Annotated in this window: 20 protein-coding genes; 10 read left to right on the plus strand and 10 right to left on the minus strand. The window is 72.1% G+C overall.

Translation table 11 applies throughout. The features are described 5' to 3' along the window. Positions 1–3: 3 nt before the first annotated feature. From urtC to urtA, 3 genes are all read right to left on the minus strand, one after another. A complete protein-coding gene (gene urtC, locus P2H44_RS23265; protein WP_275767527.1) occupies positions 4–1,188 on the minus strand; it encodes an urea ABC transporter permease subunit UrtC in 1,185 nt (394 codons plus the stop codon). Further along, on the minus strand, positions 1,185–2,789 hold the full coding sequence (gene urtB / locus P2H44_RS23270) for an urea ABC transporter permease subunit UrtB (RefSeq protein WP_275767529.1): 1,605 nt from the start codon (positions 2,787–2,789) through the stop codon (positions 1,185–1,187). The genes urtC and urtB overlap by 4 nt, the downstream gene beginning before the upstream one ends. Before the next feature lie 136 nt (positions 2,790–2,925). Beyond that, positions 2,926–4,212, minus strand: a complete 1,287-nt coding sequence (gene urtA / locus P2H44_RS23275; protein ID WP_462976318.1) for an urea ABC transporter substrate-binding protein — start codon at positions 4,210–4,212, stop codon at positions 2,926–2,928. Positions 4,213–4,649: 437 nt separating this feature from the next. Between urtA and P2H44_RS23280 the strand changes: the two genes are divergently transcribed. From P2H44_RS23280 to P2H44_RS23320, 9 genes are all read left to right on the plus strand, one after another. Then, positions 4,650–5,180, plus strand: a complete 531-nt coding sequence (locus P2H44_RS23280) for an ANTAR domain-containing response regulator (RefSeq protein WP_462976319.1) — start codon at positions 4,650–4,652, stop codon at positions 5,178–5,180. Next, positions 5,177–6,355, plus strand: a complete 1,179-nt coding sequence (locus P2H44_RS23285; RefSeq protein WP_275767533.1) for a CmpA/NrtA family ABC transporter substrate-binding protein — start codon at positions 5,177–5,179, stop codon at positions 6,353–6,355. Before P2H44_RS23280 ends, P2H44_RS23285 begins: the two co-directional genes overlap by 4 nt. A 311-nt stretch (positions 6,356–6,666) precedes the next feature. Further along, positions 6,667–8,043 (plus strand): CmpA/NrtA family ABC transporter substrate-binding protein, encoded by a 1,377-nt coding sequence (locus tag P2H44_RS23290; protein ID WP_275767535.1) that lies wholly within the window; start codon positions 6,667–6,669, stop codon positions 8,041–8,043. A 122-nt stretch (positions 8,044–8,165) separates the two neighbouring features. Then, positions 8,166–9,245 (plus strand): ABC transporter permease, encoded by a 1,080-nt coding sequence (locus P2H44_RS23295; protein ID WP_275767537.1) that lies wholly within the window; start codon positions 8,166–8,168, stop codon positions 9,243–9,245. A 10-nt stretch (positions 9,246–9,255) separates the two neighbouring features. Continuing rightward, entirely contained in the window at positions 9,256–10,944 is a 1,689-nt protein-coding gene (locus P2H44_RS23300) for an ABC transporter ATP-binding protein (RefSeq protein ID WP_275767539.1), read from the plus strand. Beyond that, entirely contained in the window at positions 10,944–13,427 is a 2,484-nt protein-coding gene (nirB, locus tag P2H44_RS23305) for a nitrite reductase large subunit NirB (RefSeq protein WP_275767541.1), read from the plus strand. Before P2H44_RS23300 ends, nirB begins: the two co-directional genes overlap by 1 nt. 13 nt (positions 13,428–13,440) lie before the next feature. Next, positions 13,441–13,791 carry a nitrite reductase small subunit NirD gene (gene nirD / locus P2H44_RS23310; RefSeq protein ID WP_275767543.1) on the plus strand — a complete coding sequence of 117 codons (351 nt, stop codon included), beginning with the start codon at positions 13,441–13,443 and terminating at the stop codon, positions 13,789–13,791. A 216-nt stretch (positions 13,792–14,007) separates the two neighbouring features. After that, positions 14,008–16,677 (plus strand): nitrate reductase, encoded by a 2,670-nt coding sequence (locus P2H44_RS23315; protein WP_275767545.1) that lies wholly within the window; start codon positions 14,008–14,010, stop codon positions 16,675–16,677. Beyond that, entirely contained in the window at positions 16,674–17,663 is a 990-nt protein-coding gene (locus P2H44_RS23320; RefSeq protein ID WP_275767546.1) for a glycosyl transferase family protein, read from the plus strand. The genes P2H44_RS23315 and P2H44_RS23320 overlap by 4 nt, the downstream gene beginning before the upstream one ends. A gap of 489 nt (positions 17,664–18,152) precedes the next feature. Here P2H44_RS23320 and P2H44_RS23325 read toward each other — a convergent pair whose 3' ends face one another. The 5 genes from P2H44_RS23325 to P2H44_RS23345 all read right to left on the minus strand — a co-directional run bounded on the left by P2H44_RS23325 (position 18,153) and on the right by P2H44_RS23345 (position 23,619). After that, positions 18,153–19,400, minus strand: a complete 1,248-nt coding sequence (locus P2H44_RS23325) for an LL-diaminopimelate aminotransferase (RefSeq protein ID WP_275767547.1) — start codon at positions 19,398–19,400, stop codon at positions 18,153–18,155. Between the two features lie 263 nt (positions 19,401–19,663). Further along, complete coding sequence (locus tag P2H44_RS23330) at positions 19,664–20,347, minus strand: helix-turn-helix transcriptional regulator (protein WP_275767548.1); 684 nt, start codon at positions 20,345–20,347, stop codon at positions 19,664–19,666. 423 nt (positions 20,348–20,770) lie between these two features. Further along, positions 20,771–21,298: a nuclear transport factor 2 family protein gene (locus P2H44_RS23335; RefSeq protein ID WP_275767549.1), complete on the minus strand. Its 528-nt coding sequence runs from the start codon at positions 21,296–21,298 to the stop codon at positions 20,771–20,773. 359 nt (positions 21,299–21,657) lie between these two features. Beyond that, positions 21,658–22,554 carry an acetylglutamate kinase gene (gene argB, locus P2H44_RS23340; protein ID WP_275767550.1) on the minus strand — a complete coding sequence of 299 codons (897 nt, stop codon included), beginning with the start codon at positions 22,552–22,554 and terminating at the stop codon, positions 21,658–21,660. 225 nt (positions 22,555–22,779) lie between these two features. Then, positions 22,780–23,619 (minus strand): class I SAM-dependent methyltransferase, encoded by an 840-nt coding sequence (locus P2H44_RS23345; RefSeq protein WP_275767551.1) that lies wholly within the window; start codon positions 23,617–23,619, stop codon positions 22,780–22,782. 149 nt (positions 23,620–23,768) lie between these two features. Between P2H44_RS23345 and P2H44_RS23350 the strand changes: the two genes are divergently transcribed. Beyond that, positions 23,769–24,164: a PRC-barrel domain-containing protein gene (locus tag P2H44_RS23350; RefSeq protein WP_275767553.1), complete on the plus strand. Its 396-nt coding sequence runs from the start codon at positions 23,769–23,771 to the stop codon at positions 24,162–24,164. A 296-nt stretch (positions 24,165–24,460) separates the two neighbouring features. On the opposite strand, the gene yihA is transcribed toward P2H44_RS23350, so the two are convergent. Together yihA and P2H44_RS23360 are read right to left on the minus strand one after the other, a co-directional pair. Beyond that, on the minus strand, positions 24,461–25,120 hold the full coding sequence (yihA, locus tag P2H44_RS23355; RefSeq protein ID WP_275767555.1) for a ribosome biogenesis GTP-binding protein YihA/YsxC: 660 nt from the start codon (positions 25,118–25,120) through the stop codon (positions 24,461–24,463). Continuing rightward, positions 25,117–25,881, minus strand: coding sequence for an MOSC domain-containing protein (locus P2H44_RS23360; protein WP_275767557.1), 765 nt, complete (start codon positions 25,879–25,881; stop codon positions 25,117–25,119). Before P2H44_RS23360 ends, yihA begins: the two co-directional genes overlap by 4 nt. Between the last annotated feature and the right edge of the window lie 96 nt (positions 25,882–25,977).

Genomic DNA, 25,977 nt, shown 5'->3' on the forward strand with positions numbered 1-25,977 from the left:
CGCTCACTCCCCCGCGCCGGGACGCAGGGCGCCCGCGGGGGCGTCGGCGACGGGCGCGTCGGTCTCTTCGTCCTTGCCGCGGGGCGTGCGGGCGCGGCGGCCGAAGGCCTTGCGGATCAGGCCGGCGACGCCCTCGGGCAGGAGCAGGGTGGTCAGGATGAACAGGCCGCCCAGCGCGAACAGCCAGTATTCGGGCAGGACGCCGGTGAACCAGGACTTGGCCGCGTTCACAAGCACCGCGCCGCCGATGGGCCCGACCAGGGTGCCGCGGCCGCCGACGGCGGTCCACACCACCATCTCGATCGAGTTGGCGGGGGCGAACTCGCCGGGGTTGATGATGCCGACCTGGGGCACGTAGAGGGCGCCGGCGATGCCGGCCATCACGGCCGAGACCACCCAGGCGAACAGCTTGATGTTCTCGGGCCGGTAGCCGAGGAAGCGCGTCCGGCTCTCGGCGTCGCGCACGGCGCGCAGGATCTTGCCGTACTTGGACCCCGTGATCGCGGCGGCGATCAGCAGGTTGAGCGCCAGGAAGAAGGCGGTGAGGAAGAACAGGGCCGAGCGGGTCTCGGCCGCCTGCAGGTCGAAGCCGAGCACGTCCTTGAAGTCGGTCAGGCCGTTGTTGCCGCCGAAGCCCATGTCGTTGCGGAAGAAGGCCAGCAGCAGGGCGTAGGTCATCGCCTGGGTGATGATCGAGAGATAGACACCCGTGACGCGGCTGCGGAAGGCGAACCAGCCGAAGATGAAGGCGAGCAGGCCGGGGACGGCCATCACCATCAGGCAGGCGAACCAGAACTGGTCGAAGCCGTACCAGAACCAGGGCAGCTCGTTCCAGTTCAGGAACACCATGAAGTCGGGCAGGATCGGGTCGCCGTAGACGCCGCGCGTGCCGATCTCGCGCATCAGGTGCATGCCCATGGCGTAGCCGCCCAGCGCGAAGAAGGCGCCGTGGCCCAGCGAGAGGATCCCGCAGTAGCCCCACACCAGGTCGAGCGCGAGGGCGGCCATGCCGTAGCACAGGTACTTGCCGTAGAGGGGCACCATGTGGTCGGCCACGTGGAAGGTCGAGCCCGGCTCGACCGCCATGTTCAGCACCGGGATCAGCACCCCGATCCCGAGGATGACCAGCATGGCGACGAGCACCACGGGGGACTTCAGACCCCCGGCGAGAAATCGTCCGAAAATCATGATTCGACCGCGCGTCCCTTCAGCGCGAACAGGCCGCGGGGCCGGCGCTGGATGAAGAGGATGATGAAGACGAGGATCAGGATCTTGCCCAGAACCGCGCCCGCGTAAGGCTCGAGGAACTTGTTGGCGACGCCCAGCGTCAGGCCCCCCACCAGCGTGCCCCACAGGTTGCCCACGCCGCCGAAAACCACGACCATGAAGCTGTCGATGATGTAGCCGCGCCCGAGGTTGGGGGAGACGTTGTCGATCTGGCTGAGCGCGACGCCCGCGATCCCCGCGATGCCCGAGCCCAGCGCGAAGGTCAGCGCGTCGACCCAGGGGGTGCGGATGCCCATGGCCGAGGCCATGCGCCGGTTCTGGGTGACGGCGCGCATCTGCAGGCCCAGCGAGGAGCGGTTGATCGCCAGCAGCAGGATCACGAAGACCGCCAGCGCGAAGCACACGATCCACAGGCGCGACCAGGTGATCGAGAGCTCGCCCAGCTCGAACGCGCCCGACATCCAGGAGGGGTTGCCGACCTCGCGGTTGTTGGGGCCGAAGATGGTGCGCACCGCCTGCTGGAGGATCAGCGAGACGCCCCAGGTGGCCAGCAGGGTCTCGAGCGGGCGGCCGTAGAGGAAGCGGATGATCCCGCGCTCCATCGCCAGCCCCACCAGGCCCGCCACCAGGAAGGCGAGCGGCAGGGCGATCAGCAGCGACCAGTCGAACAGCCAGGGGAAGGAGTTCCGGATCGTCTCCTGCACCACGAAGGTGGTGTAGGCGCCCAGCATCACCATCTCGCCATGGGCCATGTTGATGACGCCCATCACGCCGAAGGTGATGGCGAGCCCGATGGCGGCGAGGAACAGGACCGAGCCCAGCGAGATCCCGTACCAGATGTTCTGCCCGGCCTGCCACATGGCAAGCTTGGTCTCGATCGCCTCGATGCCGGCGTCGGCGGCGTCGGCCATCTCGCCTTCCGCCTGGTTGCGGTAGCCCAGCAGCACGCCCAGCGCCGCCTGGTCGCCGCGCTCGGAGATCACCTCGATCGCGTCGCGGATGGTCTGGGGCTCGTCGGAGGAGGCGAGCTGGATCGCCGCGATCGCCTGGCCGAGCCGGCGCTTCACGTCCGGGTCCTGCTCGGCCTCGAAGGCGGACTGGACGGGGGCGAGCTGCTCGGGGTCGGCGGCGGCGAAGATGGTGTCGGCGGCCGACATGCGCACCACCGGGTCGGCGGCGCGCAGGGTGAGGGCCGAGATCGTCTCGTCGATCATCGAGCGGATCGAGTTCTTGATGCGGATCCGGTCGAGCTTGGCGCCCTTGTCGGCGACCTTCTCGCCGCTGACCGGATCGAGCAGGCCCGAGGGCGCCTCGATCACGACCTTGCCGTCGGGGGCGACCTTCAGGTCGGACGAGCCCAGCGCGCGGAGGGCGGGCACGGCGGCGGGATCGCCCAGCGCGCCGAGCTCCTGGATCACGGCCTCGACCTGGGGGAATTTCTTGGCCTGGGAGAATTTCTGCACGACCGCCGAGACCTGCGCCGCATCGGCGAGGGTGCGTTCGGCGGCCAGCGCGCCGAGCGCGAAGACGACGGCGAGGGCGAGAAAGCGGAGGAGCTTCATTTAGGCGGCCCTGGATCATTCAGGCCCCGGGGCGCGCGCGGCGCGCGGAACGCGCAGGGCCGGCGGCGGCGGGGGCGGGCGGAGGGCGGACCGCTCGGGTCCGCCCTCCCTCTGCTCGACGGTTCGGGCGAAGGGCTTACGAGCCCTTGCCGCCGCACTTGCCGGTGGCGACGTTGAAGTTCCCGCAGGACATCGGGGCGCGCCAGTCGGAGATCAGGTCCTTGGAGTCGGGCAGGAAGTCCGACCACGCATCGCCGGGAACCAGGCCCGGGGTCTCCCACACGACCGAGAACTGGCCGTCGTCCTCGATCTCGCCGATCAGGACCGGCTTGGTGATGTGGTGGTTGGGCATCATCGCCGAGTAGCCGCCCGTCAGGTTCGGGACGGTCACGCCGATCAGGCTGTCGATCACCGCGTCGGGGTCGGTGGTGCCGGCGGCCTCGACGGCCTTCACCCACATGTTGAAGCCGATGTAGTGGGCCTCCATCGGGTCGTTGGTCACGCGGTCGGCGCCGGCGAAGGCCTTCCAGGACTCGATGAACTCGGCGTTGACGTCCGCCTCGACCGACTGGAAGTAGTTCCACGCGGCCAGGTGGCCGACGAGCGGCGCGGTGTCGAGGCCGGCGAGCTCCTCCTCGCCGACCGAGAAGGCGACGACGGGGATGTCGGTGGCGGAAACGCCCTGGTTGCCGAGCTCTTTATAGAACGGGACGTTGGCGTCGCCGTTGATGGTCGAGACCACCGCGGTCTTCTTGCCGGCCGAGCCGAAGGCCTTGATGTCGGACACGATCGTCTGCCAGTCGGAGTGACCGAACGGCGTGTAGTTGATCATGATGTCTTCTTCGGCCACGCCCTTCGCCTTGAGGTAGGCCTCGAGGATCTTGTTCGTGGTGCGCGGGTAGACGTAGTCGGTGCCGGCCAGGACCCAGCGCTCGACGCCTTCCTCGTTCATCAGGTAGTCGACGGCGGGGATCGCCTGCTGGTTCGGGGCGGCGCCGGTGTAGAACACGTTGCGCTGCGACTCCTCGCCCTCGTACTGGACGGGGTAGAAGAGGATCGAGTTCAGCTCCTCGAACACCGGCAGCACGGACTTGCGCGACACCGAGGTCCAGCAGCCGAACACCGCCGAGACGCCGTTGCCCGAGATCAGCTCGCGCGCCTTCTCGGCGAACAGCGGCCAGTCGGAGGCGGGGTCGACGACGACGGCCTCGAGCTGCTTGCCCAGCACGCCGCCCTTCTTGTTCTGCTCCTCGATGAGCATGAGCATGACGTCTTTGAGCGTCGTCTCCGAGATCGCCATCGTGCCGGACAGCGAGTGCAGGATGCCGACCTTGATGGTCTCCTGCGCCTGGGCCGACAGGGCCAGGGTCATGGTGGTCAGGGCCGTGGCCGCGGCGAGCGCGGTCTTGCGGGCGGAAATCATTGGCATCTCCCTCTTGGTGTGTCCCGGATCGGGTTGCGTAGGCGCCGAGGCCCTACCTGCAAGCGCCGGGCCAAGTGGCGCGGGGCCCCGCCGCTTGGTGGCGATTTCGCGGCGGGAAAGGGGCCGGGGGCGCGGCGCGGACCGGGCGGAGCGGCTGCGACGCATGAGAGGACGAACACGACGCATTAGCTCAGGTTGCCGAAACGTTGTGCAGTGTTCAGATTAACGGCAGGTTCGGCGCGCAAGAGCTGGGCGCCGCAGGGGCCGACAGCCTCTTAAGCAGGCGACGCTGCGGCAGGAGCGCAGCGTCGCGCCCCCTGCGCGGGCTTGCGTCGGGCGTGCTGCGGCGCAACACTCGCCGCGGACCGAAGGGGAGGCCATCCTTGGCCAAGACGCTCAAGATCGCCGTGGTGGAGCGCGACCGGGATCGCGCGCTGATGATCGTCGACGGGCTGCGCGACGCGGGCGACCACGAGGTGATCGTGATCGGCGACGACACCGGCCTGTCGCGCCGCCTGTCGGAGATCAATCCCGACGTGGTGCTGATCGACCTCGAGAACCCGTCGCGCGACGTGCTCGAGGAGCTGGCGCTGGCCTCGGGCCCGATGGAGCGGCCGGTGGCGATGTTCGTCGACCGCTCGGACGGGGCGCTGACCCAGGCGGCGATCGAGGCGGGCGTCAGCGCCTATATCGTCGACGGGCTTCAGAAGCAGCGGATCAAGCCGATCATCGACGCCGCCGTGGCGCGCTTCCAGATGTTCGCGCGCGTGCGCTCGGAGCTCGCCGCGACCAAGGCGGCGCTGGCCGAGCGCAAGACCATCGACCGCGCCAAGGGCATCCTGATGAAGGCGCGCGGCATCTCGGAGGACGAGGCCTACGCGCTGATCCGGCGCGCGGCGATGGACCAGGGGCGCAAGGTGGCCGAGGTGGCGCAGGCGCTGATCACGGCGGCGGAGCTTCTGAAATGAACCGCGAGGCGATCGAGGTCGGGTTCATCCCGCTGGTCGACTGCGCGCCCCTGGTGGTGGCGCGCGAGATCGGCTTCGCCGAGGAGGAGGGGCTGGCGCTGGAGCTGCGCAAGGCGCCCTCCTGGTCCGCCCTGCGCGACCGGCTGGCGCTGGGGGCGCTGGACGCGGCGCACATGTTGGCCCCGGTGCCGGTGGCGATGAGCCTCGGCCTCGGCGGCATTCCCGCCCCGCTGGACGCGCTGGCGATGATGTCGATGAACGGCGACGTGATCGGCGTCTCGATGCCGCTGGCCGAGCGGATGGCGGCGCTGGGGGAGCGGCCGGGCTTCATGGACGCGGCCGCCGTGGGCCGGCGCCTGATCGAGGCGGCGGAGGGGCGGCTGCGGCTGGGGGTGCCCTTCCCGTTCTCGATGCATGCCGAGCTTCTGTACTACTGGCTGGACGCGCTGGGGCTGAAGGCGCCGCAGGGGCTGGACGTGCGCACCGTGCCCCCGCCCCAGATGGCCGAGGCGATGGCCGCGGGCGAGATCGACGCCTTCTGCGTGGGCGAGCCCTGGGGCTCGGTCGCCGTCGAGACCGGGGTGGCGGAGCTGATCCTGCCCGGCTGCGCGATCTGGCGCTTCGCGCCCGAGAAGGTGCTCGCCGTGCGCCGCGGCTGGGCGGAGGAGCAGCCGGCCAAGGCCGAGCAGCTGATGCGCGCGGTCTGGCGCGCGGGGCGCTGGCTGGCCGATCCCGCGCACCGGCTGGCGGCGAGCGAGCTGCTGGCCCGGCCGGACTACGTCAACGTCCCCTCGGAGATCATCGAGCGCTCGCTGGCCGGGCGGCTGGTGGTGGCGCCGACGGGGGAGGAGCGGCGCGCGCCCCGCTTCGTCGAGTTCTTCGACGCCGCCGCCACCTTCCCCTGGCGCAGCCAGGCGGTGTGGATGGCGACCCGGATGGCCGAGCGCAACGGGCTCGACCGGGCCGAGGCCGCGAAGGCCGCGCGGGCCTGCTTCCGCACCGACCTCTACCGGCGCAACCTCGGCCCCGCGGGGGCCGACCTGCCGGGCGCCTCGGAGAAGCTGGAGGGCGCGCTGGACCAGCCCACCGCCGTCGCCTCGGCGGCGGGGCGGATGATCCTGGGGCCGGACCTGTTCTTCGACGGCCGGGTCTTCGACCCCTCCGAGGCCGCCTGAACGCCGGCGGCCGCTGCACGCCAGCTGAGGCCCGATCTGCACAAGAATCAGGCGTCCGCGGATGGGCGCCCGCGACCTTGGCGCCGGAGCGGGTTTTTGCACTTGCGTCCTGGCGCGGATTCGGGCTAGGAAAATTTCAGCGCAGGGCAATGGAGTCCGGCGCGCCACTCACCCAAAGCACGGGTAACGCGGGCAAGGCTGCTCGATCGTCTCGGACCTCTCATCGGTCCGGGGTCTCGATCGCGCGGCCTTTTTTTCGTTTTTCCCCCTGCCGACCGGCGACGGCGCGCAGGGACGACCGGAGACAGAGCATGACCCACGTCAAAGGCGCGGCCGCCCTCCTCGGCGCCGCCTCCCTGATCGCCCTCGCCGCGCCGGCCTTCGCCGAGGTCCACGTGGTGGAGAAGGACGAGCTGAAGTTCGGCTTCATCAAGCTGACCGACATGGCGCCTCTGGCCATCGCCTACGAGAAGGGCTTCTTCGAGGACGAGGGCCTGTTCGTGACGCTCGAGCCGCAGGCCAACTGGAAGGTGCTGCTGGACCGCGTGATCGACGGGCAGCTGGACGGCGCCCACATGCTGGCGGGCCAGCCGCTGGCCGCCACCATCGGCTACGGCACCGAGGCGCACATCATCACGCCCTTCTCGATGGACCTGAACGGCAACGGCATCACCGTGTCGAACGAGGTCTGGGCGGAGATGAAGAAGCACATCCCCATGGGCGCCGACGGCAAGCCGGTGCATCCGATCCCGGCCTCGGCGCTGAAGCCGGTGATCGACAAGTACCGGGCCGAGGGCAAGCCCTTCAACATGGGCATGGTCTTCCCCGTCTCGACCCACAACTACGAGCTGCGCTACTGGCTGGCGGCCGGCGGCGTGAAGCCCGGCTACTACTCCCCCGAGAACGTGACCGGGCAGATCGACGCCGAGGCGCTGCTGTCGGTGACGCCCCCGCCGCAGATGCCCGCGACGCTCGAGGCCGGGACGATCTACGGCTACTGCGTGGGCGAGCCGTGGAACCAGGCGGCGGTCTTCAAGGGCATCGGCGTGCCGGTGATCACCGACTACGAGATCTGGAAGAACAACCCCGAGAAGGTGTTCGGCATCACTGCGGCCTTCGCCGAGGAGAACCCGCAGACCGCCATCGCCGTGACCAAGGCCCTGATCCGCGCGGCCATGTGGCTGGACGAGAACGACAACGCCAACCGCGCCGAGGCGGTGGAGATCCTCTCCCGCCCCGAATACGTGGGCGCCGACGCCGAGGTCATCGCCAACTCGATGACCGGGACCTTCGAGTACGAGAAGGGCGACAAGCGCGAGGTGCCCGACTTCAACGTCTTCTTCCGCCACCACGCGACCTATCCCTACTACTCGGACGCGGTCTGGTACCTGACCCAGATGCGCCGCTGGGGCCAGATCGCCGAGGCGAAGCCGGACGCCTGGTACGACGAGACGGCGAAGGACGTCTATCGCCCCGACATCTACCTGGCGGCGGCGAAGTCGCTGATCGACGACGGGCTGGCGAGCGAGGCGGACTTCGACTTCGCCACCGACGGCTACAAGGCCCCGCAGTCGGAGTTCATCGACGGCGTCACCTACGACGGCCGCGCGCCCAACGCCTATCTCGAGCAGTTCCCCATCGGCCTGAAGGGCGACCAGAAGGTCGTGGGCTCGGGCGTCGAGGGCTGAGGCCCGACGCTCGCGCCGCCCCCGGCGGATCCCGCCCCGGATCCGCCGAGGGGCCCCCTTCCCCGCCCCTCCCCCCGAAGTCGCGGCGCGCCCCGCGCCCCATCCTTGAAAGGCCCTTCAAGATGACCGCGATCCCCGACCAGTTTCCCGACGCAGCGCGCGCCGCGCGCAAGGCCCGCCTGTTCACCCGCATCAACAAGGCGGCGGGGTGGCTCGACATTCTCGGCCTGTCGTTCCTGACGCCGCTGCTCAAGATCGCCGCCGGCGACGATCCCCGCGCCCAGGGGCGGGAGCTGTGGCGCCTGCTGGGGGTGCCGGTGCTGGCGATCTGCGCGTTCCTCGCGCTGTGGGCCTGGCTCGCGCCGCAGGTCGAGACCTCGCTGGGCGCGGTGCCGGGGCCGGCGCAGGTCTGGGCCGAGGCGGTGGAACTGGACGCCGACGCCGCGCGCAAGGCCGCCGACGAGGCCGCCTTCTACGAGCGGCAGGAGGCGCGCAACGCCAAGCTGGAGGCCGCGGGCAAGACCGAGGCGATCAAGTGGCGCGAATACACCGGCGCGCCCAGCTACTACGACCAGATCTGGACCTCGATCCAGACGGTGTTCTTCGGCTTCCTGATCGGGGCGCTGATCGCGGTGCCGCTGGGGATCGCCATGGGCCTCTCGCCCTACGCTGCGGCCGGGCTGAACCCGCTGATCCAGGTGTTCAAGCCGGTCTCGCCGCTGGCCTGGCTGCCGATCGTGACGATGATCGTCTCGGCGGTCTACGTGACCAACGACGGCATGTTCTCGAAGTCGTTCCTGAACTCGGCGATCACGGTGACGCTGTGCTCGCTGTGGCCGACGCTGATCAACACCTCGCTGGGCGTCGCCTCGGTCGACAAGGACCTGGTGAACGTGGGGCGGGTGCTGAAGCTGACCACCTGGACGCGGATCACCAAGCTGATCCTGCCCTCGGCGCTGCCGCTGATCTTCACCGGGCTGCGGCTGTCGCTGGGCGTGGGCTGGATGGTGCTGATCGCGGCCGAGATGCTGGCGCAGAACCCGGGCCTGGGAAAGTTCGTCTGGGACGAGTTCCAGAACGGGTCCTCCAGCTCGCTCGCCAAGATCATGGTGGCGGTGTTCACCATCGGGATCATCGGCTTCCTGCTGGACCGGCTGATGTTCGCGATCCAGTCGATGTTCACCTTCTCGACCAACCGCTGAGGAGGCGACGATGACCCCCATTCTGGAATTCAAGGGCGTCTCCAAGGGCTTCGGCGAAGGGCTGGGCCGCGAGGAGATCCTGCGCAACATCACGCTGACGGTCCGCGACGGGGAGTTCCTGGCGATCCTGGGCTTCTCGGGGACCGGCAAGTCGACGCTGATCAACCTGATGGCCGGGCTGATCGCGCCCGACCGCGGCGAGGTCCTGTTCCGCGGCAAGCCCGTGCAGGGGCCGGGGCCGGAGCGGGGGCTGGTGTTCCAGTCCTACTCGCTGATGCCGTGGCTGACGGTGAAGGGCAACGTGATGCTGGCGGTCGACGCCGTGCATCGCCGCCTGCCCAAGGCCGAGCGGCAGGCGCTGGCGGCGACCTACATCGGGATGGTCGGCCTGGCCCACGCCGCCGACCGGCGTCCGGCGGAGCTGTCGGGCGGCATGCGCCAGCGCGTCTCGGTCGCCCGGGCGCTCGCCATGCGCCCCGAGGTGCTGTTGATGGACGAGCCGCTGTCGGCGCTGGACGCGCTGACGCGGGCCAACCTCGCCGACGAGATCGAGCGCATCTCCCAGGTCGAGAAGAAGACGGTGGTGCTGATCACCAACGACGTGGACGAGGCGATCCTGCTGGCCGACCGGATCGTGTGCCTGAACCCCGACGGGACCCTGGGCGCGCAGTACGAGGTCGCCCTGCCCCGCCCGCGGGAGCGGGCCGCGATGAACCATGACGCGGCCTTCAAGGCCCTGCGCGGGCGGATCACCCAGCACCTGATGGACGTGGGCATCGACGCGAAGTCGGCCGAGACCCGCCGCCTGCCCGACGTGATCCCGCTGCACGCCCTGCCCACGGCCTACGCGAAGGCGGCGGAGGCGACCTCGGACGAGCGCTACCTGCAGTACTCGCAGCTCCACAAGATCTACCCCACGCCGAAGGGGCCGCTGACGGTGGTCGAGGATTTCGACCTGACCCTGAAGAAGGGCGAGTTCGTGAGCCTCATCGGCCACTCGGGCTGCGGCAAGTCCACGGTGCTGACGATGACCGCGGGGCTCAACGACATCTCGCAGGGGGCCATCGTGCTCGACGGCCGCCATGTCGAGGGGGCGGACCCCGAGCGCGCGGTGGTGTTCCAGAGCCCGAGCCTGTTCCCCTGGCTGACCGCCAAGCAGAACGTCGCCGTGGGCGTGGACCGGGTTTATCCCAAGGCCACCCAGGCGGAGCGGCAGGAGGTGGTGGAGCACTACCTCGAGCGGGTGGGCCTGGCCGACGCGATGGACAAGCCCGCCTCGGAGATGTCGAACGGCATGCGCCAGCGGGTGGGCATCGCGCGGGCCTTCGCGCTGAGCCCGAAGCTGCTGCTGCTCGACGAGCCCTTCGGGATGCTCGACAGCCTGACCCGCTGGGAGCTTCAGGAAGTGCTGATGGAGGTGTGGTCGCGCACCCGCGTCACCGCCGTCTGCGTCACCCATGACGTGGACGAGGCGATCCTGCTGGCCGACCGCGTGGTGATGATGACCAACGGTCCCCACGCCACCATCGGCAAGATCATGGACGTGAACCTGCCCCGCCCCCGCACCCGCAAGGCGCTGCTGGAGCACCCCGACTACTACGCCTATCGCGAGGAGGTCCTGGGCTTCCTCGAGGACTACGAGCATGGCCGCACGCCGGCCGCCCCCACCTCGAAGACCGCGAAGAAGGAGGCCGCGTGATGGATGGCGCGATGGAGCACGCCCCCGACGCGCTCGCCGTGGGCGAGCGCGCGAAGCCCCGGCTGGTGGTGATCGGGGCCGGCATGGCCTCGGGCCGGGCGCTGGAGGAGCTGTTCGCCCTCTCGCCCGGCGGCTGGGAGGTGACGCTGTTCGGCGCGGAGCCGCGGGGCAACTACAACCGCCTGATGCTCTCGCCCGTGCTGGCCGGCGAGAAGACCTGGGAGGAGATCGTCACCCATGACGACGCCTGGTACGCCGACAACCGCGTGACCTGCCGCTTCGGCGAGGCGGTGACCGGCATCGACCGGGCGCGCAAGGTGGTGATCTCGGCCCGGGGCGAGACGCCCTACGACAAGCTGATCGTGGCCACCGGCTCGCAGCCCTTCATCATCCCGGTGCCGGGCAAGGACCTGCCCGGGGTGCTGACCTTCCGCGACCTCGACGACGTGACCGCCATGCGCGCGGCCGCGGCGACGCCCGGCGCGAAGGCGGTGGTGATCGGCGGCGGCCTGCTGGGGCTCGAGGCCGCGGCGGGGCTGCAGGTGCAGGGGATGGAGGTGACGGTGCTGCACCTGATGCCCCACCTGATGGAGCGTCAGCTCGACCCCGCCGCCGCCTACCTCCTCCAGAAGGAGCTGGAGGGGCGCGGGATCAGGGTGATGTGCAAGGCCGACACGGCGGAGATCCTCGGGTCCGACCGCGTCGAGGGCGTGCGCCTGAAGGACGGGACCGAGATCGCGGCCGACATCGTGGTGATGGCCGTGGGCATCCGTCCGGAGACGGCGCTGGCCAAGGCCGCGGGCCTCGCGGTCGGGCGGGGCGTGCACGTGGACGACCAGATGGTGACGTCCGATCCCGACATCCTCGCGGTCGGGGAGTGCGTGGAGCATGACGGGGCGGTCTACGGGCTGGTCGCGCCGCTCTACGAGATGGGCAAGGTGCTGGCCCGCACGCTGGCGGGGGAGGCCGCGGCCTACAAGGGCTCGGTCATGTCCACGAAGCTGAAGGTGACGGGGGTCGACCTGTTCTCCGCCGGGGATTTCGCCGAGGGCGAGGACCGCGACGAGATCGTGTTCCGCGACCCCTCCCGCGGGGTCTACAAGCGCCTGGTGCTGCGCGAGAACCGCATCATCGGCGCGGTGATGTACGGCGAGACCGGCGACGGGAACTGGTATTTCGGCCTGCTCAAGGACCGCGCCGACGTCTCGGAGATGCGCGACACGCTCGTCTTCGGCGCCGCCTTCCAGGGAGGGTCCCGGCTGGACCCTATGGCGGCCGTTGCAGCCTTGCCGGATGATGCGGAGATCTGCGGCTGCAACGGCGTGTGCAAGGGAACCATCGTCTCCGCGATCCGCGAGAAGGGGCTGACCGGCCTCGACGCGGTGAAGGCGCATACCAAGGCGTCGTCCTCCTGCGGCACCTGCTCGGGCCTCGTCGAGCAGATCCTGCAGGCGACGCTGGGGGGCGCCTACCAGGCGCAGACGGTCAAGCCGATGTGCCCCTGCACCGAGCTGACCCACATGGACGTCCGCCGCTTGATCAAGAGCCAGCAGCTGAAGTCGATCCCCGCGGTGATGCAGGAGCTGGGGTGGAAGACGTCCTGCGGCTGCGCCTCCTGCCGGCCGGCGCTGAACTACTACCTGCTCTGCGACTGGCCGGGGGAGTACGAGGACGACTACCAGTCCCGCTTCATCAACGAGCGGGTGCATTCCAACATCCAGAAGGACGGCACCTTCAGCGTCGTCCCGCGGATGTGGGGCGGCATCACCAACCCCGCCGAGCTGCGCGCCATCGCGGACGCGGCGGAGAAGTACAACGTCCCCACGGTGAAGGTCACCGGCGGCCAGCGCATCGACCTGCTGGGCGTGAAGAAGGACGATCTGCCGAAGATCTGGAAGGACCTGAACGCGGCCGGGCTGGTCTCGGGCCAGGCCTATGCGAAGGGGCTGCGGACCGTGAAGACCTGCGTGGGGACCGACCATTGCCGGTTCGGCACGCAGGACTCGGTGGGGCTGGGCATCGAGCTGGAGAAGAAGCTCTGGGGCTCGTGGACGCCGCACAAGGTGAAGATGGCGGTCACCGGCTGCCCGCGGAACTGCGCCGAGGCGACCTGCAAGGACCTGGGCGTGGTCTGCGTGGACTCGGGCTTCGAGGTCCATATCGGGGGCGCGGCGGGGCTGCACGTGAAGGCGACGGAGCTGCTGTGCAAGCTGACCTCCGAGGCCGACGTGGTCGAGCACTGCGCGGCGGCCATCCAGCTTTACCGCGAGGAGGCCCAGTACCTGCACCGGATGTACAAGTGGATCGACGCCGTCGGCCTCGACCACGTGAAGGCGCGGGTGGTCGAGGACGCCGAGAGCCGCAAGGCGTTGGCCGCGCGCTTCTACCACGCCCAGACCTTCATGCAGCAGGACCCGTGGAGCGAGCGCGCGAGCGAGGGCAAGGACGCCCACGAGTTCGCCCCCCTCGCCGAGATCGCCTGAGGAGGCCCGGACCATGACGGTTTCAACGACCGAATGGGTGGACGTCGGCGCGCTGGAGGACATTCCCGTCCGCGGCGCGCGCAAGCTCAAGACCCCGATCGGCTGCGTGGGGGTGTTCCGCACCGCCGCGAACGAGGTCTTCGCGCTGGTCGACCGCTGCCCCCACAAGGGCGGCCCGCTGTCGGAGGGGATCGTGCACGGCCGCGCCGTGACCTGCCCGCTGCACAACTGGGTGATCGCGCTCGACACCGGGCTCGCCCAGGGCGCGGACGAGGGGGCGGTGCCCACGGTGCCGGTGAAGCTGGCCGCCGGGCGGGTGCTGGTGGACCGCGGCGCGGTCGCGCTGGCGCAGGCCGCGGAATGAGGCGCGCGCGGCCGGCGTGCAGGCCCGGCCGCGCCTGAGCCCTGCCGCGCGGGGAGGGGCCTTCTCCCCGCGCGGCCCCGGCGCCCGGCCCGCGGCTTGCCGCGCGGGCCGGGCGCCGGATGCGCGGCGCGCGAGGGGCCTTTCCGGCCGGCTTGCGCCCCGCCCTCCCTCCCCGGGGCCGCGGCCCCCCGATCCGAGGTCCGAAGGATGACCGAGATGGCGAGCGATCTGTCCGACGGCGCGGTGCGCACCGCCTGCCCCTATTGCGGGGTCGGCTGCGGGGTGCTGGCCACGCCCGACGGCCGCGGCGGCGCAGCGATCGCGGGCGATCCGGCGCATCCGGCGAACTTCGGGCGGCTGTGCTCGAAGGGCTCGGCGCTCGGCGAGACGCTGTCGCTCGACGACCGGCTGCTGACGCCGCGCATCGGCGGGCGGGAGGCGGGCTGGGACGAGGCGCTGGAGCTGACGGCGACGAAGTTCCGCGAGGCGGTGGCCGAGCACGGGCCGGATTCGGTCGCGCTCTACGTCTCGGGCCAGCTGCTGACCGAGGACTACTACGTCGCCAACAAGCTGATGAAGGGCTTCATCGGCTCGGCCAACATCGACACCAACTCGCGCCTGTGCATGGCCTCGGCGGTGGCGGCCTACCGGCGGGCCTTCGGGACCGACACGGTGCCCACCTGCTACGAGGACCTCGAGCAGGCCGACCTGGTGGTGCTGGTCGGCTCGAACCTCGCGTGGTGCCACCCGGTGATCCACCAGCGGCTGGCGGCGGCGAAGGCGGCGCGGCCGGGGATGCGGGTGGCGACGCTCGATCCAAGGCGCACGGCGACCTCGGACCTCGCGGACCTGCACCTGGCGCTGAAGCCGGGCTCGGACGCGGCGCTGTTCAACGCGCTGCTGGCGCGGATCGAGGCGGAGGGCGCGATCGACTGCGAATACGCCGCCGCCCATACAGAGGGCCTGCCCGCCGCCCTGCGCGCGGCCCGCGACTGGACGCCCGAGCGCACGGCCGAGGCGACGGGCCTGCCGCTGGCCGAGGTGGAGGCGTTCCTGCGCCTGTGGGTGCGGCGCGAGAAGGTGGTGACGCTCTGGTCCCAGGGCGTGAACCAGTCGAGCTCGGGCGCCGACAAGGGCAACGCGATCATCAACTGCCACCTCGCCACGGGCCGGATCGGGCGGCCGGGGATGGGGCCGTTCTCGATGACCGGCCAGCCCAACGCGATGGGCGGGCGGGAGGTGGGGGGGCTCGCGAACATGCTGGCCGCCCACCTCGACCTCGAGGAGCCGGCGCACCGGGCGGCGGTGCAGGGCTTCTGGGCCTCGCCCGCGATGGCCGAGCGGCCGGGGCTGAAGGCGGTGGACCTGTTCCGCGCCTGCGCCGAGGGGCGGATCAAGGCGCTGTGGATCATGTCGACCAACCCCGTCGTCTCGATGCCCGACGCCGACGCGGTGCGCGCGGCGATCCGGGCGGTTCCGTTCGTCGCGGTCTCGGAGGTCATCGCCTCGACCGACACGGGGCGGGAGGCGGACGTGCTGTTCCCCGCCGCGGCCTGGGGGGAGAAGACGGGCACCGTCACCAACTCCGAGCGGCGGATCACCCGGCAGCGGGCCTTCCTGCCGGCGCCGGGGCTGGCGCGGCCGGACTGGAAGATCGTCTGCGACGTGGCGGCCCGGATGGGCTTCGCCGAGGCCTTCGCCTTCGAGAGCGCCGCCGAGGTGTTCCGCGAACACGCCGCCCTGTCGGCGCTGGCCGGAGAGCTGGGGCGGGACTTCGACATCTCGGCCCGCGCCGGGATCACGGACGACGCCTATGACGCGATGGCCCCGTTCCAGTGGCCCGCGACGGCGCAGGGCGGCAAGGCGCGGTTCTTCGCGGACGGGCGGTTCTACACGCCTTCGGGGCGGGCGCGCTTCGTCGCCGTCACGCCGCGGGCCCCGGCCTCGCGCCTGTCGGAGGCGTTCCCGCTGCGCTTCAACACCGGGCGGGTGCGCGACCACTGGCACACGCTGACGCGCACCGGCAAGTCGGCGCGGCTGAGCCAGCACATCGCCGAGCCCTACCTCGAGATCCACCCCGCCGACGCGCGGCGCGCGGGCGTGGGGCCGGCGGACCTCGCCCGCGTCTCGAGCCCGCAGGGGGAGGCGCTGCTGCGGGTGCTGGTGACGCGCCGGACGCCCGAGGGCGCGGTCTTCGCGCCGATGCACTGGACGGAGGAGCTGTCCTCGGCGGGCCGCGTGGACGCGGTGGTGCGCGCGGAGGTGGACCCGGTCTCGGGCCAGCCGGAGCTGAAGGGCGCAGCGGTGCGGGTGGAGAAGTTCGCCGCCGCCTGGCACGCCTTCGCGATCTCGGCCGCGCGGCCCGACTGCTCGGGCGCCGACTACTGGGCGCTGGCCCGAGCGGAGGGCGGCTGGCGGGCGGAACTGGCGGGGACGCAGGCCCCCGCCGACTGGGCGGCGTTCGCGCGCAGGCTCTTCGGCCTCGCCCCCGGCGCGGGCGAGGTCGCGGCGGTCGAGGATGCGGCCCGCGGGGTCGTGCGCCTCGCGCTCTTCGTCGAGGGGCGGCTCGCGGGCGCGCTCTTCGCGGCGCGGGAGCCGGTGGAGGTCGCGCGGGGGCATGTCGCGGCGATGCTGGCCGAGGCGGAGGCGCCCCCGGACCTGCTGGCGGGACGCCCCGGCGCGGACCGGCCGGATCCGGGCGCGATCCTGTGCGCGTGCTTCTCGGTCGGGGTGAACACGATCGCGGCGGCCATCGCCGAGCAGGGGCTGGCCGACGTCGCCGCCATCGGCGCGGCGCTGGGGGCGGGGACCAACTGCGGCTCCTGCCGACCGGAGATCCAGGCGCTTCTTGACAAGACGATGGGCGACCGCACCTTGGCGGCATGACCTTCTCGCAGCTCGTCCGCACCCTTGGCCGCGGCCCCGGCCGTTCCCGCAACCTCGAACGGGGGGAGGCGGCGGAGGCGATGCGCCAGATGCTCGCCGGAACCCCGGCGCCGGAGGCGGTCGGGGCGCTGCTGATGCTGATGCGCTATCGCGGCGAGAACGCCGAGGAGATCGCGGGCTTCTGCGACGGCGCGACCGAGGGGCTGGAGGGCTGGCGCGCGCTGCGCCCGGCCATCGACTGGCCCAGCTACGCCGCGGGCAAGAGCCGGGGGCTGCCGCTGTTCCTGCTGGCGGCGAAGCTGGTCGCGGGCGCGGGCCTGCCGGTGTTCCTGCACGGCTGGAACTCGGCCGCGCACATGCGCGAGGCCGCGGACCTGCGCGGGATGCTGGGCCCGCTGGGGATCCCCGTGGTCGAGACGCCCGAGGCCGCGGGCGCGGCGCTGGAGGCGGGCGGCATCTGCTACGCCCCGCTGGAGGCGATGTCGCCCGAGCTCTACCGCCTGCTGCGGCTGCGCGACGTGCTGGGCCTGCGCTCGGCGGTGAACACGACCCTGCGGGTGATGAACCCGTCTGGGGCCGCGTGCTCGGTCCAGGGGGTGTTCCACCCGCCCTACCGGCCGCTGCAGGTGGCGGCCTCGATCCTGCGCGAGCAGCCCCGCCAGATGGCGCTGAAGGGCGGCGGCGGGGAGTTCGAGCGCAACCCGGCGAAGTCGGTGACGCTGGAGGGCGTGGTCGGGGGCGAGCGGATCGAGATCGAGGCCGCGCCGATCATCGACGAGACCCGCCGGCTGGCCGACGAGGCGCCCGATCCCGCGAAGCTGCCGGCGCTGTGGACGGGCGAGGCGGAGGACGCGTTCTCCGAGGCGGTGGTTGTCGCGACCGCCGCCGCGGCGCTGCTCGCCGCCGGCGCCTGCACCGACCTGCCCGCTGCCGAGGCCGAAGCCGCGCGCCTGTGGTCCGAGCGCGGCGCCCTGCGGGCCGCCTGAGCGCGGGGCCGCCGTTTCCCACACGACGCTGGACGCAAGGCGCGCCCCGGGCTCGACCCGGGGCCTCCTGCCCGACCTGCGCGCGACGCCGGGCAAGGGAGCGGCGCGTCGGCGGTCGCGCCGCTGGCGGACGTCGAGCCCGCGCCGCGATACGGCGGAGGCGCCTGGGGCGGGCGCGTCCTGGGGCGGATGTCATGCCGAAGAGTTCGGGGGAGCTATTGGGGCGGGGCGGAGATCGCCCCAATTATTTTCTAATTATTTCAGTGAAATAAGGTGAAAATCAGGGACCGCCGTCGATCGCCCGCCCATTTCGGGCGGGCGCGCGACTCGGGGGACGTTCGCGACGGCGAGACTACAGGGCCAGGCGACACATGGGATGACCGCTCCTTCCTTCTCGCGGAGGGAGCGGCGCGTCGGCCGTCGCGTCCGGGGCCGACCTTCAGTCGGCGCCGCGGCCCTGCCGACGCGCCGGGCGCTCGCCGCCCCGCCTTACTCGGCCGCCTGCGCGAGGCTCTCGTGGTGGCGGGCGAGCGCGGCGTCGGGGTCGGCGAGGAGCTTCTTCACCCCGCGCGCGGCCTGGCGGATGCGCTGCTCGTTCTCGACGAGGCCCAGGCGCACGAAGCCCTCGCCGTATTCGCCGAAGCCGATGCCGGGGGCGACGGCGACCGCCGCCTCGCGCAGCAGGATCTTGGAGAAGGCCATGGAGCCGAGCGCGCGGAAGGGCTCGGGCACGGGCGCCCAGGCGAACATGGTGGCGGGGGGGGAGGGGATCTCCCACCCCGCGCGGGTCATCGCGTCGACCAGCACGTCGCGGCGGCGCTTGTAGAGGGCGCGGATCTCGCCCACGCACTCCTGCGGGCCGTTCAGCGCGGCGGCGGCGGCCACCTGCACCGGCGTGAAGGCGCCGTAGTCGAGGTAGGACTTGATGCGCGCCAGCGCCCCGATCAGCCGCGGGTTGCCGACCGCGAAGCCCATGCGCCAGCCGGGCATCGAGTAGGTCTTGGAGAGCGACGTGAACTCCACCGCGATGTCCTTCGCCCCGGGGATCTGGAGGATCGAGGGGGGCGGCGTCTCGTCGAAATAGATCTCGGCGTAGGCGAGGTCCGACAGCAGCCAGATGTCGTGGCGCTTCGCGAGCCGCACCAGCTCGGCGTAGAAGTCGAGGTCGCAGACCTGCGCGGTGGGGTTCGAGGGGAAGTTCACCACCAGCGCGGTCGGCGCGGGGACGGTGTGGATGCAGGCGTTCTCGACGTCGCGCAGGTACTGCTCGGGGTCGAAGCGCCCGCCCGCCACGGGGATGTGGCGCAGCGCGCCGCCGGCGATGATGAAGCCGTAGGGATGGATCGGGTAGGAGGGCGAGGGCGTCAGCACCACGTCGCCCGGCGCGGTGATCGCCATGGCGAGGTTGGCGAGCCCTTCCTTCGAGCCCAGCGTCGCCACCACCTCGGTCTCGGGGTCCAGCGTCACGCCGAAGCGGCGCTGGTAGTAGCCCGCCTGCGCCCGTCGCAGGCCCGGGATGCCCTTGGAGGCCGAGTAGCGGTGGGTGCGCGGGCGCTGCACCGTCTCGATCAGCTTCTCGACGATATGGGCGGGGGTGTCGCCGTCGGGATTGCCCATCCCGAAGTCGATGATGTCCATGCCCTCGGCGCGGCAGGCTGCCTTCAGGCGGTTGACCTCGGCGAAGACGTAGGGCGGCAGGCGCTTGATGCGGTGGAATTCGTCCGAGGGTCTGGGCATGGGCCGTATCCGGGGGTCTGGCGGGTGCTCTGGGGTTTCCGACCGGCGTTCTTGGCGCGCCGGGAGGGGCGTTATAGGCGCGAACGACGGCGGAATGAAGGGCGTATCGGAGCGCGGAACGGGCGGGATCGGCCCGCGACGCGGCAGGGTCGGAGCGGCCGGCGAGGGCCGCCGCGCCCTGCGCTGCGGACGGATCGAAGGCCGAGATCCGCGCATCGCCTGGCGGGCGCTCGGGAGGGTCGCCCGGCGGGCGCGGGTCCGGCTCAGCGCCCGTCCACGGTTTCGAGGAAGTGGGCGAGGCTGCGGTCGGGGCGCTGGGGAAAGACCTCGGTCAGGGTCCGCATCGCCTCGATCCGGTCGAAGCGGAAATTGCGGTAGGCCTCGCGCGTCTCGCACCAGGCGAGCAGGGTCCAGCGGCCGGTCCAGGCGATCAGGCCCAGCGGCCAGACGATGCGCGAGGACGCCTCCCCGGCGGCGTCTCGATAATCGAGGTGGAGCTTCAGGCGCGCCTCGCAGGCCTCGCGGATCGCCTGGTGGCGCAGGCGCATGGCGTCGTCGGAGGGGATCACGGGCGCGCGGTAGGGCAGCGCGTCGGCCTCGGCCAGCAGACGGTCGTCTAGGATGGCGCGGATCTTGGCCTCGGCGGAGCGGGCGGCGGCGGCGAGGGCGGGGTCGGTGACCGCCTGCACCAGCCGCCCGCCGACCAGCAGGGCCAGCACCTCGTGGCGGTCGAACATCAGGGGCGGCAGGTCGAAGTCGGGCGAGAGGCGGTAGCCCACGCCCGCCTCGCCCGAGATCGGCACGCCCTGGGCCTGCAGGTCGGCGACGTCGCGGTAGACGGTGCGCAGGCTGACCTCGAGGGCCTCGGCGAGCTGGCGGCCGGTGACCGCGAAGCGGCGTCCGCGCAGCAGGGTGACGAGCTCGAACAGGCGGTCGGCGCGGCGCATGGGGTCGTCAGGCGCGCGGGGGGCGGGCGGCGGGGGCGGAGGTCATCGGGCGCGGGCTCCCTTCGGGACGGGGCGGTCTGGGGAACGACGGGACGTCCCGCGGGGGCTGCTGTCAACCTCCTGTCAGCGCAGCGGGGGGCGAGCGCCCTGCCTGGCCCGGATCGCGGCCGGCGCCGCCGCGCGGGACGCGGGCGCCCCGACGCGTCCGCTGCGCGGCCGCGACCGGCCCGCCCTGCGTCCCCGTTGGGGCGGGGCCTTCGCCGGGGCCGGCGCGGAGACGGGGACGGCGAGGCACGGGCCCGGCGAGGCGGACGGGGGCGCTCGCCTACGGCGGCAGGACGGTCGCGGCGACGGGATCGCGGCGGCGGGAGAGGCCGGGGCCGTGGGTGCGGGGGCGAGGCCCGTCTCACCGGGGCCGGACGGTCACTCCCTCGGCGCCGAGACGCGGTCTGCCTCCGGATGCAGGGCGGAGCGTTCGCGTCCCGGCACGGACCAGCCGGCGGCGGCGTGGTCGTAGCCATCGAGCTCCGTCGTCTCGGGGCGCTGCTGGTAGTAGGAGCGGATCTCGGAGATCCGGCCGTCGCGAAAGCGAAAGAACTCGGCGCCGCGGGTGACGATGCGGGGCGCTTCGGGGGCGGCGCCGGGCGGGCGCCACCACATCGACCACTCGATGACAGTCTGCGGGCCCTGGGAGATCGCGCTCTCCACCACCCAGCGGGCGTCGAGCATCCGCGTCGCCTTGCGCCAGTAGCGGGCGAGATGAGCGGCGCCGCGGACGGGGGCGGAGCCGGTGTTGGGGGCGAGGAAATAGTGCACGACCTCCGGGTGGAGCGTGGCGTGCAGCCCGTCGAGGTCGCCGGCCGTGCAGGCCTCGTAGTAGCGGCGCACGGTCTCGGTCTGGGGGTCGCGGGCGGGATGCGGCGGCGCGTCGGCCTGCGGGGCGTGGGGCATGGACTCCTCCCGGGGGGCGGTTTCGCGCAGCCTGCCCCGGGCGGGCGGGCGACGGAAGGGTCTTGGTCAGCCCGCCGTGGAGTGGAGCAGCCAGGGACGGCGGGCGGACCTGTGAGCGCCCCAATGCTAGCGAAGCGATCCGCCGCGAGGCGGGCTCGGCCATGACGCGCCCGCCGGAAGCCGGCGCCGCCAAGTTTCTCAGCGGAAAAGGCCACCGGCCTCCGCGCCGCGGGAGGCCCGGGCGCCGCGACGGCCCCCCGCCCGCCACGCGCGCCGCGTCCGCCCCGCCGCGGCGAGCCGGAGGCCCGCCCCGGGCGCAGGGCGTCGCGCCGCGGCTCCCGCGCGGGGGGCCGGGCGGATCAGTCGGGGGTGGAGCGGCGGATCAGGGTGCCCGCGCCGTGGGAGGTGAACAGCTCCAGCAGGCAGGCGTGGGGCGCGCGGCCGTCGAGGATCACCACCGCGTCCACGCCGCCCTCGATCGCGTCCAGCGCCGTGCGGCACTTGGGGATCATCCCGCCCGAGATCACGCCCGAGGCGATCAGCGATTCGGCCTGCTCTTCGGTGATGTCGGTCATCACCTCGCCGTCGGCGCCCTTCACCCCCGCCACGTCGGTCAGCAGCAGCAGGCGGTCCGCCTTCAGGGCGCCGGCGATGGCGCCAGCGGCGGTGTCGCCGTTCACGTTGAAGGTCTCGCCCGCGCGGCCCACGCCCACGGGCGCGATCACGGGGATGTAGTCCGAGGCGATGAAGGTCTCGAGCAGGCCGGGGTTCACCTCGACCGGGGTGCCCACGAAGCCGAGGTCGAGCACCTTCTCGATGTTCGACTCGGGGTCGCGGGTCTTCTTCATCGTCTTTTCGCAGATCATCAGGTCGGCGTCCTTGCCCGACAGGCCCACGGCCTTGCCGCCCTGGCGGTTCAGGGCGGTGACGATCGCCTTGTTGATGCGGCCGGCCAGCACCATCTCGACCACCTCGACGGTGGCCTCGTCGGTGACGCGCAGGCCGTCGACGAAATTGGACTGGATGGCGAGGCGCTTGAGCAGCTGCTCGATCTGCGGGCCGCCGCCGTGCACGATGATCGGGTGCACGTTGCACTGCTTCATCAGCACGATGTCGCGCGCGAACCGCTCCAGCGCGGGGGCGTCGCCCATGGCGTGGCCGCCGAACTTGATGACCACGCGCGCCCCGTCGTATCGCTGCAGATAGGGCAGCGCGTCCGAGAGGGTGCGGGCGGTGGCGATCCAGTCGCGTTTCATCAGCAGGACTCCCAAGCCGCGCCCGAACCGAAACCGGCCTGCGCGAGACAGGCCTGCCGGGCGACCGGCAAGGTTCCTAAACGCAAGCGGCGGGCGGGGGAAGAGGGCTGCGCCCCGCAGGGCGCAGGAAACCGCAAGGGCGAGGCGCGGGGAACCCGCTCCGCGCAGACGCTGCGCGCGCGCCCGGATCGGTCCCGCCCCCTCGCCTCCCGGCCGACGCGCCGCTCAGGGCCGGCGCGCGACCATGATCACCGGGTCGAGGCGGTCGGCCTCGAGATTGGCGAGGTAGTTGCGGAACTTCGCGGGCGCGTCCTCGCCCGTCAGCAGGTGCAGGCCCAGCGGCGGCGGCCCGTCGCCCGGCGCGCGGGCGAAGGCCTTGCGGAAGAACTCCGTGGCGAAGTCCTTCAGGGAGACGCGGTGCACGATCCCGAACCCCGCCCCCTCCAGCAGGGCCGCGGTCTCGTCGGGGGTGCGCAGGAACGAGGTCGCCGGGGTCTGCGCCCAGGGCAGCGGGTAGAGCGTGCCCTCCCCGTGCGCGGGGCCGGCCATCACGTCGAAGAGCGCGAACTCCGCCCCGCCGCGCAGGACGCGCGCGATCTCGGCGTAGAAGGCGGCGCGGTCGGGGATGTTCATCGCCACGTGGAAGGTGACGGCGGCGTCGAAGCTCGCGTCCGGCCAGGGCAGGTCGAGGACCGAGGCCTGGTGGAAGTCGCAGCTTTCCTCCAGCCCCATGCGCGCGGTCAGGGCGCGGGCGACGTCCACGTAATCCTGGGTCAGGTCCACGCCGCTGACCCGCACGCCCTGCTCCAGCGCCAGCGCGCGCGCCGTGCCGCCGATTCCGCAGCCGGCGTCCAGGACCCGCATACCCGGCGCGATGTCCATCAATTCCAGCACCTTGAGCGTGGCGGCGCGTCCTGCCGTGTGAAATTCGTCCACCGCCGCAAGGGCTTCGGGTTCCGGGGCGGAGGGGTCCCCGCCGGCGGCGGCCAGGCCTTCGAGAATCCGCTTCTCCAGCAAGGGGTTGGCATAGTGTCTGGCGATCTCGCCTTCCTGCGCGCGGCTCATCGTGCGCCTCCCTTCGCTCCAGCGTCATGCACGCACAGGATACCCGGTCGCCCCCATACGCACGATGACTTCGCGCCGATCGGCCCCTATGTTCATCGGCGTTGGGGGGACCCTCTGGACAGGCGCCCCAGGCGCCAGGAGAGAGAGTCTTGAGACGTTTGATGGAGAGAGAACTGCAGGTCGACGACGCACCGATGCTCGTGTCTTCGGACAACATGCGCGGCGTGGCCGTTCAGGGCGCCGATGGGCGCAGCCTGGGCCATGTCGACCATGTGATGATCGACAAGCGCGCCGGACGGCTGGCCTATGTGGTCCTGGCCTACGGAAGCGCGCTGGGCATTGGAGAGCGGCTCTATCCGCTTCCCTACGAGGCGCTGGCCTACGATCGCTCGATCGACGGCTACCGCGCCGTGGTGACCCGCGACGACGTCGAGGGCGCGCCGCATTCGCTGGCCGACGAAGGCCGCTGGTCCGATCCGAACTGGCGCTCGAAGATCGACGCGCATTTCGCGATCCCGCGGCAAGGGCAACGCGCCCACGCCTGATCGGCGCGGCGGGTCCGCCCAGGTCCCGCGGGCGCCGCCCCGACGATCCCTGAATCCGATCCCGGCGGCGCCTGCGTCGTCCGCGGCCGGCGCCGCCGGTCGGCGGCCTGGACCTGTCCCGGAGCCGCGCGTCTTCCGAACCTCCGACCCCGCTGCGGAACGGGAGCGGAGACGGCGCGGCCGCTCGCTGCCCTCCGTCGGCGCGGCCGCGCCGCTTGCGCCCCGGCGCGCCCCTCAGGGGCTGCGCCGGGGCTTCGCATGTCCGGGGATGGGGAGGGGGCCTAGAGCCCCGCCCCTCAGCTCTCCAGCAGGCCCGCCACGGCGGCGCGCACCCGCTCCAGCCCCAAGTGCTTCTGGGAGGAGGTGGTGAGGATCTCCGGGTAGGCCGCGGGGTGACGGGCGAGGTCGGCCTTCAGCTTCTCGGCCACCTTGTCGAGCGCGCCGGCGCCGGGCTTGTCCGCCTTGGTCAGCACCGCCTGGAAGGGCACGGCCGAGCGGTCCAGCAGGTCCATGATCTCGTGATCGACGGTCTTGGCGCCGTGGCGCCCGTCGATCAGCAGGAACACCCGGCGCAGGGTCGGGCGGCCGGCGAGGTAGCCCCGCAGCGTCGCCTGCCACTGCTCGACCAGCTTCACCGGCGCCTCGGCGTAGCCGTAGCCCGGAAGGTCCACCAGCCGCAGCCGGTCGCCCAGGGCGAAGAAGTTCAGCGCCTGCGTGCGCCCGGGCGTGTTGGAGGCGCGCGCCATGCTCTTGCGCCCGGTGAGCGCGTTGATGAGCGAGGACTTGCCCACGTTCGAGCGGCCGGCGAAGCAGACCTCGATCCGGTCGGCGGGCGGCAGGTGATGCAGCTCGGGCGCCGACAGCAGGAAGTCGACGGGGCCCGCGAACAGGCGCCGGCCGGCCTCGGCGAGCTCGGGATCGGGCTCGGGGTCGATGACGAAGGGCACGCCGCTCATGACGTCGCCTCCTCGACGGAAGCCGGGTCGCCCAGCGCGACCTCCCCGCCCTCGATCACCTGGGCGAAGACGCCGAAGTTCTCGGCCTGGCCCAGCGAGGTCAGGAGCGTGAGCATGTCGAGGTCGCGCTCGCCCGTCTCCGGATCCGCATGGGTGGCGGAGCAGCGGCCGATGGGCTCGGTCACCTTCAGGGTGCAGCCGCCGAGGCGGATCGTGCGGCCGATCCAGCGCGTCTCCTCCCAGGGCGCGAGATCCTCGAGCCAGAGGTTGCCGCGGAAGCGTCGGCGGTCCATCGGCCGGCCGGCGGCCTCGGCCACCGCGGCGAGCGAGGCGTCGGAGAGGATCGAGAGCCACTGCTCCGGCTGGTCGGTCATGCCGCGGCCGGGGGCGTGGGCGAGACGCGCGGGGCGCGGGGCGCCGGCGGGGATCAGCGCGTCGGCCCAGGCCACGAAGGCGGCCTCGCCCTCGGACGTCGCGGGATCGACGGTCAGGGGCGCGAGGTCGGGGTGGCGGAAGGTGATCGGGCCGCCGGGGGCGCCCTCGGCCGTCACCGCCATCAGCGAGGGGAAGGTGGCGCCGCGCAGGAAGGTGGTGCAGCGGGTCCACTGGGGGTCGTCGAAATCGAAGCGCGATTTCTCGTGGGCGAGGGCCCAGACGCGGTCGCCGGGCATGGTCCGGCCGGCCTCGAGCGCGACGCGCGTCAGCGCCTCGCTGCCCAGGGCCTTCACCGGGTGGCGATGGATCGCGCTGATCCGGGGCATGCGGCTTGGTCTCCCGTAGATGAGGGCGGCCGGGGCGGGCGACCGGGGCGCGCAGCGCCGCGGAGTCCCGACCGGCCGCCGGGGCATGAACCCCGA

Source organism: Albimonas marina, from assembly GCF_029223255.1.
GTDB lineage: Bacteria > Pseudomonadota > Alphaproteobacteria > Rhodobacterales > Rhodobacteraceae > Albimonas.

Excerpts from the sequence above, each read along its gene's own strand:
- P2H44_RS23290 (WP_275767535.1), top strand. The coding sequence starts at position 6,667 with ATGACCCACGTCAAAGGCGCGGCCGCCCTCCTCGGCGCCGCCTCCCTG.
- P2H44_RS23285 (WP_275767533.1), top strand. The coding sequence starts at position 5,177 with ATGAACCGCGAGGCGATCGAGGTCGGGTTCATCCCGCTGGTCGACTGC.
- P2H44_RS23330 (WP_275767548.1), bottom strand. The coding sequence starts at position 20,347 with ATGCGCCGCGCCGACCGCCTGTTCGAGCTCGTCACCCTGCTGCGCGGA.
- P2H44_RS23280 (WP_462976319.1), top strand. The coding sequence starts at position 4,650 with ATGATCGTCGACGGGCTGCGCGACGCGGGCGACCACGAGGTGATCGTG.
- P2H44_RS23320 (WP_275767546.1), top strand. The coding sequence starts at position 16,674 with ATGACCTTCTCGCAGCTCGTCCGCACCCTTGGCCGCGGCCCCGGCCGT.
- P2H44_RS23315 (WP_275767545.1), top strand. The coding sequence starts at position 14,008 with ATGGCGAGCGATCTGTCCGACGGCGCGGTGCGCACCGCCTGCCCCTAT.
- nirB (WP_275767541.1), top strand. The coding sequence starts at position 10,944 with ATGGATGGCGCGATGGAGCACGCCCCCGACGCGCTCGCCGTGGGCGAG.
- argB (WP_275767550.1), bottom strand. The coding sequence starts at position 22,554 with ATGAAACGCGACTGGATCGCCACCGCCCGCACCCTCTCGGACGCGCTG.
- yihA (WP_275767555.1), bottom strand. The coding sequence starts at position 25,120 with ATGAGCGGCGTGCCCTTCGTCATCGACCCCGAGCCCGATCCCGAGCTC.
- P2H44_RS23325 (WP_275767547.1), bottom strand. The coding sequence starts at position 19,400 with ATGCCCAGACCCTCGGACGAATTCCACCGCATCAAGCGCCTGCCGCCC.
- urtA (WP_462976318.1), bottom strand. The coding sequence starts at position 4,212 with ATGATTTCCGCCCGCAAGACCGCGCTCGCCGCGGCCACGGCCCTGACC.
- P2H44_RS23360 (WP_275767557.1), bottom strand. The coding sequence starts at position 25,881 with ATGCCCCGGATCAGCGCGATCCATCGCCACCCGGTGAAGGCCCTGGGC.
- urtB (WP_275767529.1), bottom strand. The coding sequence starts at position 2,789 with ATGAAGCTCCTCCGCTTTCTCGCCCTCGCCGTCGTCTTCGCGCTCGGC.
- urtC (WP_275767527.1), bottom strand. The coding sequence starts at position 1,188 with ATGATTTTCGGACGATTTCTCGCCGGGGGTCTGAAGTCCCCCGTGGTG.
- P2H44_RS23295 (WP_275767537.1), top strand. The coding sequence starts at position 8,166 with ATGACCGCGATCCCCGACCAGTTTCCCGACGCAGCGCGCGCCGCGCGC.
- P2H44_RS23335 (WP_275767549.1), bottom strand. The coding sequence starts at position 21,298 with ATGCCCCACGCCCCGCAGGCCGACGCGCCGCCGCATCCCGCCCGCGAC.
- P2H44_RS23345 (WP_275767551.1), bottom strand. The coding sequence starts at position 23,619 with ATGAGCCGCGCGCAGGAAGGCGAGATCGCCAGACACTATGCCAACCCC.
- P2H44_RS23300 (WP_275767539.1), top strand. The coding sequence starts at position 9,256 with ATGACCCCCATTCTGGAATTCAAGGGCGTCTCCAAGGGCTTCGGCGAA.
- nirD (WP_275767543.1), top strand. The coding sequence starts at position 13,441 with ATGACGGTTTCAACGACCGAATGGGTGGACGTCGGCGCGCTGGAGGAC.